General features: G+C 76.5%; 14 protein-coding genes. 8 read left to right on the forward strand and 6 right to left on the reverse strand.

The annotated features are described in order from the left end of the window. Positions 1-330, reverse strand: a 330-nt coding sequence (locus tag VER05_RS14470; RefSeq protein WP_324846039.1) for a flavodoxin family protein, incomplete at its 3' end; no start/stop codon positions are given. A 183-nt stretch (positions 331-513) separates the two neighbouring features. Continuing rightward, complete coding sequence (gene mqo / locus VER05_RS14475; protein WP_324846040.1) at positions 514-2,142, reverse strand: malate dehydrogenase (quinone); 1,629 nt, start codon at positions 2,140-2,142, stop codon at positions 514-516. A gap of 134 nt (positions 2,143-2,276) precedes the next feature. Here mqo and VER05_RS14480 point away from each other — a divergent pair, with 134 nt between their 5' ends. From VER05_RS14480 to VER05_RS14495, 4 genes are read left to right on the forward strand one after another with little or no spacing between them, the layout of a single operon-like run. Further along, positions 2,277-2,468, forward strand: a complete 192-nt coding sequence (locus tag VER05_RS14480) for a hypothetical protein (RefSeq protein ID WP_324846041.1) — start codon at positions 2,277-2,279, stop codon at positions 2,466-2,468. Next, positions 2,465-2,995 carry a hypothetical protein gene (locus tag VER05_RS14485; protein ID WP_324846042.1) on the forward strand — a complete coding sequence of 177 codons (531 nt, stop codon included), beginning with the start codon at positions 2,465-2,467 and terminating at the stop codon, positions 2,993-2,995. The genes VER05_RS14480 and VER05_RS14485 overlap by 4 nt, the downstream gene beginning before the upstream one ends. Further along, positions 2,992-4,023: an NAD-dependent epimerase/dehydratase family protein gene (locus tag VER05_RS14490; RefSeq protein WP_324846043.1), complete on the forward strand. Its 1,032-nt coding sequence runs from the start codon at positions 2,992-2,994 to the stop codon at positions 4,021-4,023. Before VER05_RS14485 ends, VER05_RS14490 begins: the two co-directional genes overlap by 4 nt. Positions 4,024-4,056: 33 nt before the next feature. Continuing rightward, entirely contained in the window at positions 4,057-4,572 is a 516-nt protein-coding gene (locus VER05_RS14495; protein ID WP_324846044.1) for a DsbA family protein, read from the forward strand. 16 nt (positions 4,573-4,588) lie between these two features. On the opposite strand, the gene nhaA is transcribed toward VER05_RS14495, so the two are convergent. Next, positions 4,589-5,974 carry a Na+/H+ antiporter NhaA gene (gene nhaA, locus VER05_RS14500; RefSeq protein WP_324846045.1) on the reverse strand — a complete coding sequence of 462 codons (1,386 nt, stop codon included), beginning with the start codon at positions 5,972-5,974 and terminating at the stop codon, positions 4,589-4,591. A gap of 147 nt (positions 5,975-6,121) precedes the next feature. Between nhaA and VER05_RS14505 the strand changes: the two genes are divergently transcribed. Further along, positions 6,122-6,988 carry an SDR family oxidoreductase gene (locus VER05_RS14505; RefSeq protein ID WP_324846046.1) on the forward strand — a complete coding sequence of 289 codons (867 nt, stop codon included), beginning with the start codon at positions 6,122-6,124 and terminating at the stop codon, positions 6,986-6,988. 109 nt (positions 6,989-7,097) lie between these two features. Here the strand turns inward: VER05_RS14505 and VER05_RS14510 are convergent, their stop codons facing one another. The 3 genes from VER05_RS14510 to VER05_RS14520 form a co-directional block, all read right to left on the reverse strand. Beyond that, positions 7,098-7,544 carry an HIT family protein gene (locus VER05_RS14510; RefSeq protein WP_324846047.1) on the reverse strand — a complete coding sequence of 149 codons (447 nt, stop codon included), beginning with the start codon at positions 7,542-7,544 and terminating at the stop codon, positions 7,098-7,100. A gap of 80 nt (positions 7,545-7,624) precedes the next feature. Further along, on the reverse strand, positions 7,625-8,203 hold the full coding sequence (locus VER05_RS14515) for a DUF1697 domain-containing protein (RefSeq protein WP_324846048.1): 579 nt from the start codon (positions 8,201-8,203) through the stop codon (positions 7,625-7,627). 26 nt (positions 8,204-8,229) lie between these two features. Then, positions 8,230-8,793, reverse strand: coding sequence for an NYN domain-containing protein (locus VER05_RS14520; protein ID WP_166940816.1), 564 nt, complete (start codon positions 8,791-8,793; stop codon positions 8,230-8,232). A gap of 299 nt (positions 8,794-9,092) precedes the next feature. On the opposite strand from VER05_RS14520, the gene VER05_RS14525 reads away from it, so the two are divergent. The 3 genes from VER05_RS14525 to VER05_RS14535 all read left to right on the forward strand — a co-directional run. Continuing rightward, on the forward strand, positions 9,093-9,656 hold the full coding sequence (locus VER05_RS14525; protein ID WP_324846049.1) for a MarR family winged helix-turn-helix transcriptional regulator: 564 nt from the start codon (positions 9,093-9,095) through the stop codon (positions 9,654-9,656). Positions 9,657-9,804: 148 nt separating this feature from the next. Further along, positions 9,805-10,320, forward strand: a complete 516-nt coding sequence (locus tag VER05_RS14530) for a flavodoxin domain-containing protein (RefSeq protein ID WP_324846050.1) — start codon at positions 9,805-9,807, stop codon at positions 10,318-10,320. An 80-nt stretch (positions 10,321-10,400) separates the two neighbouring features. After that, positions 10,401-11,215 (forward strand): LacI family DNA-binding transcriptional regulator (locus VER05_RS14535; protein WP_324846051.1); only part of this gene is annotated, 815 nt, incomplete at its 3' end.

Genomic DNA, 11,215 nt, shown 5'->3' on the forward strand with positions numbered 1-11,215 from the left:
CACCGGGCGGCCGGCGTCGTCGGTCTCGGAGATCATCGCGTCCATCCGCTCCAGCATCCTCTGGGCGACGGACGACGGGTGGCCGACCCAGGTCGGCGTGGCGACGACCAGGATCTCGGCGTCGAGCACCGCGCGGCGGACCGCCGGCCACGCGTCGGTGCCGCCCAGGTCGGACTCGACGCCGGGCGGGATGTCGTGGTCGGCCAGCCGGATGGTGCTGACCTCGACGCCGTGGCCCTCCAGGGCCTCGACGACGACGCGCGCGAGCTGCTCGGTGTTCGACGGCTGCGGCGACGGCTTCAGCGTGCAGTTCAGGACGACGGCTCTCATGCCCTCCACGCTCCCCCCGGTCGCGCGATCCGGCGACCGGGGCCGCGGGTACATCGCGCCGAGATAGGACCTCCGCGCCGAGATAGGACCTGAGACGGTCCTATCTCGGCGGGAGGGTCCTATCTCGGCGGATGTGGCGGACGCGCGGGCGCGCGTTCGGCGCGCGGGGCGCGGCCCGGAGGGTCAGGCGACTGGGGTGTCCCGGCGGCGGGGGAGCGTCGGGCGCGCCGGGCGGCGGCCCGCGGACCGCTGGGACGCGTCGCGCGGCTCGGGGCCCGGCTCGTGGCCGACGCCCGGGGTGGTGTCCGTCCCGCCCGGGCGCGCCGGGTCCTCGGTCTCCAGGTCCGGGTCGGCGTCGGGGGCCTCGCCGCCGCCCGGCACCGCCCCGCGCCCGGCGGAGGTCTCGGCGAGCTGCGGCATCATCGCCTCGAGCCGCGGCCGCCAGCCGGCGAACCGCTCCGGGAAGCACCGGCGCAGCAGGTCGAGCATCGCGGACGCCGCGGTCGACGCGCCGGGCGAGGCGCCCAGCAGGCCCGCGATCGACCCGTCGGCGGCCGTGATGAGCTCGGTGCCGAACTCCAGCACCCCGCCGCCCTTGCCGCGCTTGATGACCTGCACGCGCTGGCCGGCGGTGATGAGCTCCCAGTCGCGCTCGCGGGCCGTCGGCATGAACCCACGCAGCGTGCGCATCCGCGCGTCCCGGTTCGCCAGCACCTCGCTGATCAGGTACTTCAGCAGGTCGAGGTTGTGCAGGCCGACCGCGACCAGCGGGACGAGGTTGCCCGGCCGGACGGTGCGGACCAGGTCGGTCCACGAGCCGGCCTTGAGGAACTTCATGCTCCAGCCGGCGTACGGGCCGAACAGCAGCGCCGGGCTGCCCTCGACCACGCGGGTGTCCAGGTGCGGCACGGACATGGGCGGCGAGCCGACGGCGGCCTTGCCGTAGACCTTGCCGCGGTGCCGCTCGACGAGCGCCGGGTCGGTGGTGCGCAGGAACTGGCCGCTGATCGGGAAGCCGCCGTAGCCCTTGATCTCGGGGATGCCCGCGTCCTGCAGCAGCCGCAGCGCGCCGCCGCCCGCGCCGATGAACACGAACCGCGCGTCGAGCGTGGACCGCTTCGGGCTCGCGTTCCAGGTGCGGTCGACGAGGTGCAGCCGCCAGCCGCCGCCGCGCCGCCGGCTGATCCGCCGGACCTCGTGCTGCAGCCGGACCGTCGCGCCCCGGGCGACCAGGTCGTCGACCATGCGCCGGGCCAGGGTGCCGAAGTCGACGTCGAGCCCGTCGAGGGCGCGGGTGGCCGCCACGGGCTCGTCGGGGTCGCGGTCGGCCATGACCAGCGGGGCCCAGGACGCGATGGTCTCCGGGTCCTCGGAGTACTCGAGGTGCGCGAACCGGGGGTGCGCCGTCAGCGCGGCGTGCCGGCGGCGCAGGTAGTCGACGTCGGCGGCGCCGCGCACGAACGTGAGGTGCGGCACGGCGGAGCGGAACGAGTCGTCCGGCAGCCGGCCCTCGTCGCGCAGGTGGTCCCACAGCTGGCAGGACAGGGCGAACTGCTCGTTGATCGTCACCGCCTTGGCGATGTCGATGGAGCCGTCGGCGCGCTCGGGCGTGTAGTTCAGCTCGCAGAGGGCGGCGTGGCCGGTGCCGGCGTTGTTCCAGGCGTCCGTGCTCTCCAGGGCGATCCCGTCCAGCCGCTCGACGATCTCGATCCGCCAGGACGGCTCGAGCTCGGAGAGCAGGGTGGCGAGCGTGGCGGACATGATCCCGCCACCGACCAGGACGACATCGACCGGCTCGACAGTTGAGGGCACGACTCGATGGTAACCAGCGCGTGCGGTGCTCCGTGCACCAGATCCACGCAGCGGGCACCAGGGACGATCGTCCCGGCGGGCCGCGGCCCCCCGTTCGGGGTGCGAGGTCCGGGGCCTGGTGCCAGCGTGGGCCCATGAGCACCGACGACACCACGCAGAACGGCTACGACCCCGCCGAGGACCCGGACACCGACCCGGAGATGCTCAACCCGCGCACCGGGACGCAGGCCTCCGGCGGCGACGAGGGCGGCGACCCCGACGCCGACCCGGACAACCTGAACCCGCGCACGGACGGCGCGGACGGCGGCGGCGCCGGCACCCCGTGAGGCGGCTCGACCGCACGCTGCTCGACTCCTACCTCGGCGACCACCTCGCCGGGGCGCAGGGCGGCAGCGCGCGGTTCGGCCGGATGGCGGAGGCGTACGCGGACACGCCCCTGGGCCCGGCGCTCGCGCGGATCGCGCAGGAGGTCACGGACGAGCGCGAGTGGCTCCGCGACACCGCCTACCAGCTCGACGTGCGGCCTTCGGTGGTCAAGCGCGTCGGGCTCGCGGTCGTCGAGCGCGCCGGCCGGCTGAAGCCCAACGGCCGGCTGTCCGACCAGTCGCCGCTCACGGCGGTGCTTGAGCTGGACCTCATGCGCGGCGCGGTCATCGCCAAGCGCGGCCTTTGGGAGACGCTGCACATCTGGGCCGACGACCTCGGGCTCGACCCGGCCCGGCTGCAGCGGCTGCTCGACCAGGCGGACGACCAGATCGCGACGCTCACCCGGCTCGGCCAGGTCGCCCGCGAGCAGGCGTTCGCCGCGGACGGCGAGCCGGGGCAGCCGGACGGGTCCGGGGACGCGCGATGAGGGTCGTCGTCATCGGGGCCAGCGGCAACGTCGGCACGGCCGTGCTCCGCCGGCTGCGCGACGACCCGACGGTGACGGCCCTGGTCGGCGTCGCCCGGCGCGCGCCGCGCCGGACGCCTCCGCCGCCGTACGACACCACCGACTGGCACGCGGTCGACATCGGCGCGCCAGGCCCGGACGGCCCGGTCGTCGAGGCCCTCCGCCGGGTGTTCGCCGGCGCGGACGCCGTCGTGAACCTCGCCTGGCTGATCCAGCCGAGCCACGACCGCGACCAGCTCCGGCGGGTCAACGTCGACGGGATGCGCCGGGTGCTCGGCGCCGTGGTCGAGGCGAGCGTGCCGCACCTGGTCGTCGCGTCGTCGGTCGGGGCGTACAGCCCGTCGTACTCGGACGAGCCGCGCGACGAGGAGTGGGACACCGGCGGCGTGCGGTCGTCCGACTACAGCGTGGACAAGGTCGCGGTCGAGCGGCTGCTGGACGAGGCCGAGCTGCGCTACCCGGCGCTGACGATCGCGCGGCTCCGGCCGGCCCTGGTCTTCCAGCACGCCGCGGGCCACGAGATCAAGCGGTACTTCCTCGGGCCGTTCGTGCCCGCGGGGCTGCTCGACGGCCGGCTCCCGGTGCTGCCGTGGCCCGCGGGCTTCCGCCTGCAGGCGGTGCACGCCGACGACCTGGCCGACGCGTACCGGGAGGCGGTCGTCCGGCAGGCGCGCGGGCCGTACAACGTCGCCGGGCCGGGGATCATCCGGGCCGCCGACGTCGCGGACGTGGTGTCGCGCGGGCGGTGGCGGGAGGTGCCGCACGCCCCCGTGCGCACGGCGCTGCAGCTGGCGTGGCACGCGCGGCTGGCGCCGGTCGGGCCCGGGTGGTTCGACATGGGGGCGTCCGCGCCGGTGCTGGACACGACGCGGGCCGAGCGGCAGCTCGGGTTCCACCCCCGGTACACCGGGGTGCAGGCGATGCGGCAGCTGGTCGCGGGCATCGCGCGCGGGGCGGGCACCGCGAGCCCGCCGATGCGGCCGCGCTGAGGCCGGGCCGCGGGCGTCGGGCATGCTGGGGGCATGCCCGACGCCCAGGTCCCCCGGCTCGTCCTCGGCGACCCCGCCGCGCCCGTCACGATCACCGAGTACGGCGACCTCGAGTGCCCGTACTGCCGCGACGCCGAGCCGGTGCTCCGGCGGCTGGTCGAGGAGTCGGGCGGCGGGGTGCGGCTGGTCTGGCGGCACTTCCCGCTGTTCCAGGTGCACCCGCACGCGCTGATCGCGGCGCTCGCGGCCGAGGCCGCCGCGGAGCAGGGGCTGTTCTGGGAGATGCAGCGGGCGCTGTTCGCGCAGCAGGACCGGCTCACGGAGCCCGACCTCCGGGCCGTCGGCGCGCGCCTGGGCCTCGACCCGGCGGCCGTCGCGGGCGAGGGCGCACAGCGGTTCGCCGACCTGGTCGAGGCGGACTACGTCGACGGCCTGGGGCTCGGGGTGCGCGGCACGCCGACGCTGCTCGTCCAGGGCGAGCGGTACCGCGGTCCCGTCGAGCTGGCCGTGCTGCGCGAGGCGGTCGCGGCGGCGGTCCCGACGCGCTGACGCCCGGGGGCGGTTCTCAGGACCCCGCGACCCAGGGCCGCGGCGGCAGGCCGGCCGGCAGCTCGTCGCCGGGCGAGCACAGCGGCAGCCGGTCGCCGAGGACCCGCAGCAGCACCGTGCCCAGCACCGCCGCGATCAGCGAGCCGGCGAGGATGCCGATCTTGGCCTGCTCGACGAGCTCGCCCTCGAACGCCAGCTCGGCGATGAACAGCGAGATCGTGAACCCGATCCCGGCGAGCACCGCGCCGCCCAGCAGGTGCCCCCAGCGCACCCGGCCCGGCAGCCGGCCGAGCCCGGTGCGGATCGCGAGCGTCGCGGCCCCGGTGATGCCGATCGTGTTCCCGGCCACCAGCGCCACCGCCACGCCGATCGTCACCGTCGACGTCGCGGCCGCGCGCAGCGCCTCGGGGTCGAGCCGCACGCCGGCGTTGGCCAGGCCGAACACCGGCACGATCACGAACGCCGACCAGGGGTGCAGCAGCCGCTGCAGCCGCTCGCCGGCGGGGACGGTGGCGCGGGCCGCGAGCTCGGCCAGGTGCTCCCGGTCGGCCGTCGGCTCGGCGACCAGCCCGTCCGTCCACCGCGGCACCTGCTCGACGTGGTCCCGGGCCATCGGCCGCGACGGCAGCAGCAGCCCGACCAGCACGCCCGCGAGCGTGGCGTGCACGCCCGAGGCGTTCACCGCGAACCACAGGGCCACGCCGATGAGCGCGTACGGCGTCAGCCGCCACACGCCCAGCCAGCGCAGCACCAGCAGCCCGAGCACCAGCGCCCCGGCCACGGCCAGCGCCGCCACGTCGACGCCGTCGTTGTAGAACACCGCCATCACCGTGATCGCGCCGATGTCGTCGACGATCGCGAGCGTCAGCAGGAACAGCCGCAGCCGGTCCGGGCAGGCCGGGCCGAACAGCGCGAGGATGCCGACCAGGAACGCCGTGTCCGTCGACATGACGACGCCCCAGCCGTGCGCGGCCTCGGTGCCCGCGTTGAACAGCAGGTAGATGAGCGCCGGGACCGCCAGGCCGCCCAGCGCGCCGAGCGCGGGCACGGCGACCATCCGGCGGTCCCGCAGCTCGCCGCTGGTGATCTCCCGGTTGATCTCGAGCCCGACCACGCAGAAGAACACCGCCATCGCGGCGTCGTTCACCCAGTGGTGCAGGCTCAGGTCGATCCCGAACGGGCCCAGGTGGAAGCCCGCCGACGTCGACCACAGGGCGTCGTACGCGTCCGACAGCGGCGAGTTCGCCCACACCAGCGCGAGCACGGTCGCGCCGAGCAGGAAGACGGCGCTGCCGGCCTCGGTGGCGAGGAAGTCCCGCACCGACGGGCTGACGGAGGGCAGGCGGACCCGCAGCGGCGGGCCGGGAACGGCACGGGTGGGCTCGGCGGCGTCCGTGGCCACGGGCGACTCCCCTCGCGGTCGGTGACGGGCGGCTGACTCCGGGGCCGGATCCGGCCCCGACGTCGGACAACGCGGTGGGCAGCGTCAGTATGCCGAGTCCCGGTCGCCGGGCGGGAGGGGGCGGGGGCGATGCGCGACGATGGGGGCATGACGACCCCCGACGCCGCCGCCACGCCCGCCCCCGCCACCGCCGGCACCGCCCCGCGCACCGCGCTCGTCACCGGGGCCGGCCGCGGCATCGGCCGCGGCCTCGCGCTCGGCCTGGTCCGCGCGGGCTGGGACGTCGCACTGGCCGGCCGCACCCGCGCGCACCTCGACGCCGTCGCCGAGGAGGCCCGGGCCGCCCGGCCCGGTGCGCGGGTCCTGGTCGAGGCGGTGGACGTGGTGGACCGGGCGGCCGTCGCCGCTGCGGTCGCCCGGGTCGAGCAGGCGTTCGCCGACCTCGGCGGGCTGGGCCTGCTGGTCAACAACGCCGGCGTCATCGAGCGGGCCGAGGTCGACCTGGTCGCCGACGACGTCGAGGACGTGTGGCGGGTGATCGAGACGAACGTGCGCGGCCCGCTGCTGCTCGCGCACGCGGTGCTGCCGGGCATGCTGGCGCGCGGGTCCGGCCACGTGGTGAACATCAACTCCGGCTCGGGGCACCGGCCCTCGGGGGTCTACACCGGCTACGGGATCAGCAAGGGCGCGCTCGCGCGGCTCACGACGATGCTCGACGCGCAGTACGCCGACCGGGGCGTCACGGTGCTCGACGTCGCGCCGGGCGTGGTGGTCACCGACATGACCCAGGCGATGCCGCTGCACGACGACCGCACCGAGTGGACGCCGGTCGAGGCGACGGTGGAGCTCGTGGACGCGTTCGGCTCGGGGCGGCTGGACGCCCTGCACGGGCGGTTCGTGCGCGCGGGCACGGACACCCCGGAGAGCCTGGCGGCGCTGGCGGACCGGATCGTGGCGGCCGACGCCCGGACGCTGCGGCTGGCCCCCTACGGCGAGGACGACCCGGTCGCCTGACGCCGCCGATCCCGGCCCCCTCACCACCCCCGGGGTGGAGACGAGTGGAGCGTTCTGCCCGACACGCCGGCGCGTGTCGGGCAGAACGCTCCACTCGAGGGGCCTGGCGTCAGAGGGCCGGGGAGTCCAGGCGAGCCGGGACGTGCGCGCCCTCGCCCGCCGACCGCAGGGCGTCCCGCAGGCGCTCGGCAGCCGCGTCGAGCTGCTCGGCCGGGAGGTCGTGCCGGGCGTTCGCGAAGCTCAGCTCGGCCTCGCCCCACGCGGGCAGCACGTGCAGGTGCAGGTGCGGCACCTCGAACCCGGCGACCAGCAGCGCGGCGCGCGGCGCGTCCCACGCGGCCTGCTGCGCCCGGCCGATCGCCTTCGCGACCACGGTCAGGTGCGCCAGCAGGTCGTCGTCGGCCTCGGTGAACGACGCCACCTCGGCGCGCGGCACGACCAGCACGTGGCCGTCCGTGATCGGGGCGATGGTGCCGAACGCCACGGCGCGGTCGTCGGCCCAGACGAACCGGCCGGGGATGTCGCCGTCGATGATGCGCGTGAACAGGGTGGTCATGCGGCCCACGGTAGCGAGGCCGGCCGCGCGCCGCGCCGCCGGGCCGCGCCGGCGGGCACCGCGCCGCCCGGCCCCCGGCGTCAGGCCGCCAGCTTCTCCTGCAGCGCCAGCACCGTCCGCCAGTTCCGGGCGGTGCCCGTCCGGCCCGACATCCGGTCGAGCACCCCGGCGGTGACCTTCGAGCGCCCGATGCCGTCCGGGTAGTGCACGTACCCCTCGCTGCCGCGCCAGGTGCCGCGCTCCCGGCCGTACCCGGACAGGTCCATCCGGCCCTCGTGCGCCGCCGGCCCGTCCAGGAACACGACGACGAGGTGCGCCGGGTCGCTCGCCGCCGGGCCCGGGTACGGGTTGGCCGCCACGAGGTCGTCGACCTGCGCCCGGGTGCGGACGGTGAGCGCCAGCGGGCGCCCGAGCCGGTCCCGCAGGTCGGCGGTGAGCGCCGCGGCCAGCCCCGCGGCGTCGCCGGGGGAGCCCGCGGCGGGCACGAGCAGCAGGTTGCCGGTCGTCAGGTGCGTCGCGACGTCGCCGTGCCCGAGGTCGGTCGCGGCCGCGCGCAGGTCGGCCATCGGCAGCGCGGAGGTGCCGCCGACGTTCACCGCGCGCAGCAGCACCAGCACCCGCTCGCCGGGCGGGACGGGGTCGGGGTCGGCGGTCGCCATCCCCCCACTCTGCCCGCCCGGGGGCGTCAGAGGTAGCGCAGCGGGTCGAACTCGTCGAGCGGGATGATCCGCAGCCGCGGCAGCGTGACGTTGAAGGCCTTGACGTCGGTCTCCAGGTCGAACGCCTGCAGCCCGCGGTCGGCGAGGTGGCTCAGCGCGGTGCTGGTGAACTCGCGGAACGCCAGCAGCCCCACCCGGCGGTCGCCGCCGAGCAGCGCCTCGATCTCGGGGGCGAAGTCGCCGTCGTGCGAGGCGAGCAGCACGTCGCCCTGCCGGTCGGCCAGCGCCTCCAGGGTGCGCTTGATGCCGATGTCGACGACCTTGCCCTCGCCGGCGAGCGGGATCGGCTGGTACCCGATCGCCAGCAGCGCCTGCACGAACGACATCGGCAGCGTGCCGCTCGTCGCGTTGAGGAAGAACAGCCCCCTCGGCTGCTGCCCCCACGTGCGGTGCGCGAACTCCAGCACGCGCTCCCAGCGGGGGCGCTGCTCCGGGGTGGGCCGGCCGTTGAGGATGGAGGAGCCGAGGGTCGCGTCGATGTTCTCGCCGTCGACCAGCACGTACGTCGAGCGGACGCCGTCGTTCTGCATCGGGCCAGCGTAGCCGGGCCCCGGAGCCACGCACCGGCACCCGCGCCGACTCCCCGCCCGAGCCGCACCGCACCACCCCGACCCGCACCCCAGCCACCGCGCCACACCGCTGACAGTGGAAGGTGGTGACGGACACGCCGACGGCGTGTCCGTCACCACCTTCCACTGTCGGGGCGGCTGTCGGGGCGCGGGGGTGGGGCGGCGGTCGGGGCGGCTGGAGGGGCGGGGGAGGAACAGGCCGGAGCCCCGCGGGGTTGGGGAGGTAGATGCGAACGCATGGAACGGCGGACGGAGCGGTCATGACGGTGCAGGGCACGACGGGCGCGGCCACGGACCCGGCCCCCGGCGCGGACGGGACCGCCCCGGCGGTGGACGTGCGGGCCGCGGCCGTCGCCTGGGAGGAGCTGTTCCGCGCCCAGGTCGCGATCATGCGCCGGCTGCAGCGCGACCCGATCTGGGACCGCCTCACGCTGCGCGAGTACGACGTGCTGTTCACCCTGTCCCGCGCGCCGGAGGGCCTGCGGCTGCGCGACCTGGGCGAGTCGAGCCTGCTCAGCCAGCCGAGCCTGAGCCGGATGGTCGAGCGGCTCGAGGAGGCCGGCTGGGTCCGCCGCGCCCCGGCGGCGGGCGACGGCCGCGGCGTGGTGGTCGGGCTCACGGCGGCCGGCGCGGCGCTGCAGAAGGAGGTCGGCCGGCGGCACGTGCAGGCGATCGCGCACTACGTCGGCGGGGCCCTGGACGCGGAGCAGCTCGCGGCGCTCACGGACGTGGCAGGGGCGCTCCGGGCGGCGCAGCCGGCGATCCCCGACCTCGACCGCCGGGGCGACGCCGCTGGTCACGCCGCGGCCGAGGGCACCCCCTGACCCGGTCCCGCGCACCCCGCCCCGGCGGCCGGAGGGACCTCCGGCCCACGACGGGGGCCGGTCCGCGACGGACCATGGATGTCGGCGGGTCCGGGCCGGGAGGGGGCCGGAGACGACCGCCACGACCCAGCCGCTGGAGGGCAGAGCGATGAACGTCCTGGTGACGGTGGCCTCGCGCCACGGTGCCACCGCGGAGATCGGCTCGGCCGTCGCGGACGTGCTGCGGGCCGACGGGCACGTCGTCGACGAGGCCGCGCCGGAGGACGTCGCCGACGTGGACGGGTACGACGCGGTCGTGCTCGGCTCGGCGGTGTACACCGCGCACTGGATCCCGGCGGCGCGCGACCTGGCCGCGCGGCTCGCGGCGGACCTGCGCCTGCGGCACGTCTGGGTGTTCTCGTCGGGCCTGGCGACGCAGCCGGCGGCGCGCGCGAACAGCCCGCACGAGCTGCTGGCGCTCATGCAGGACGTCGGCGCGATCGGGCACCGGGCGTTCGCCGGGCGGCTGCTGCGCAGCGAGCTCGCGTTCGCGGAGCGGGCGATCATCGCCGGCGCCCGCGCCAAGGAGGGCGACCACCGGGACTTCGACGCGGTCCGCGCGTGGGGCCGGGACATCGCGGAGCACCTGCGGGCGGTCGCGCCCCGCGCGGCGGCGAGCGCCTGACCGCCGTGCGGCGGTCCGCGTGACCGACGGGTGCGGCGCGTTGCAAGCCGCTTGCGTGATCGCGTCGTAGGCTTGCGGGCATGGCTGGACGGCTCGCGGAAGTCGCGCAGAAGGTCGGGGTGTCCGAGGCGACGGTGAGCCGCGTGCTCAACGGCCGCAGCGGCGTCTCGGAGCAGACGCGCCAGGCGGTGCTGACCGCGCTCGACGTGCTCGGCTACGAGCGGCCCACCAAGCTGCGCGGCGAGCGCGCCCGGCTCGTCGGCCTGGTGCTGCCCGAGCTGCAGAACCCGATCTTCCCGGCGTTCGCGGAGGTGGTCGGCGGCGCGCTCGCCCAGCAGGGCTACACGCCGGTGCTGTGCACCCAGACCGCGGGCGGGGTGTCCGAGGCCGACTACGTCGATCTGCTGCTCACCCAGCAGGTGTCGGGGATCGTGTTCGCCGGCGGCAACTTCGCCCAGCGCGGGGCCGACCACGACCACTACGCGCTGCTCGCCGACCGCGGCCTGCCCGTCGTGCTGATCAACGCCTCGATCGAGGAGCTGCCGTTCCCGCGGGTGTCCTGCGACGACGAGGTGGCGGTCGAGCAGGCCGTCGGCCACCTCGCGTCCCTCGGGCACACCCGCATCGGGCTGGTCCTCGGCCCGGTCGACCACGTGCCGTCCGAGCGCAAGCTGCACGCCGCCCGCGCCGCCGCCGCCCGGCTGGGCGTGGAGCTGGCCGACGAGGCGATCGCCCGCAGCGCCTACTCGCTGGAGAGCGGGCAGGCCGCCGCGACCCGGCTGCTGCGGCAGGGGCTGACCGGGCTGGTCTGCGCGAGCGACCCGCTGGCCCTCGGGGCGATCCGCGCCGCGCGCCGGGCCGGGCTGCGGGTGCCGGAGGACGTGTCGGTCGTCGG

This window comes from Cellulomonas sp., from assembly GCF_035634735.1.
GTDB lineage: Bacteria > Actinomycetota > Actinomycetes > Actinomycetales > Cellulomonadaceae > Cellulomonas.

Excerpts from the sequence above, each read along its gene's own strand:
- VER05_RS14525 (WP_324846049.1), top strand. The coding sequence starts at position 9,093 with ATGACGGTGCAGGGCACGACGGGCGCGGCCACGGACCCGGCCCCCGGC.
- VER05_RS14530 (WP_324846050.1), top strand. The coding sequence starts at position 9,805 with ATGAACGTCCTGGTGACGGTGGCCTCGCGCCACGGTGCCACCGCGGAG.
- VER05_RS14515 (WP_324846048.1), bottom strand. The coding sequence starts at position 8,203 with ATGGCGACCGCCGACCCCGACCCCGTCCCGCCCGGCGAGCGGGTGCTG.
- VER05_RS14505 (WP_324846046.1), top strand. The coding sequence starts at position 6,122 with ATGACGACCCCCGACGCCGCCGCCACGCCCGCCCCCGCCACCGCCGGC.
- VER05_RS14480 (WP_324846041.1), top strand. The coding sequence starts at position 2,277 with ATGAGCACCGACGACACCACGCAGAACGGCTACGACCCCGCCGAGGAC.
- VER05_RS14510 (WP_324846047.1), bottom strand. The coding sequence starts at position 7,544 with ATGACCACCCTGTTCACGCGCATCATCGACGGCGACATCCCCGGCCGG.
- VER05_RS14520 (WP_166940816.1), bottom strand. The coding sequence starts at position 8,793 with ATGCAGAACGACGGCGTCCGCTCGACGTACGTGCTGGTCGACGGCGAG.
- VER05_RS14495 (WP_324846044.1), top strand. The coding sequence starts at position 4,057 with ATGCCCGACGCCCAGGTCCCCCGGCTCGTCCTCGGCGACCCCGCCGCG.
- VER05_RS14490 (WP_324846043.1), top strand. The coding sequence starts at position 2,992 with ATGAGGGTCGTCGTCATCGGGGCCAGCGGCAACGTCGGCACGGCCGTG.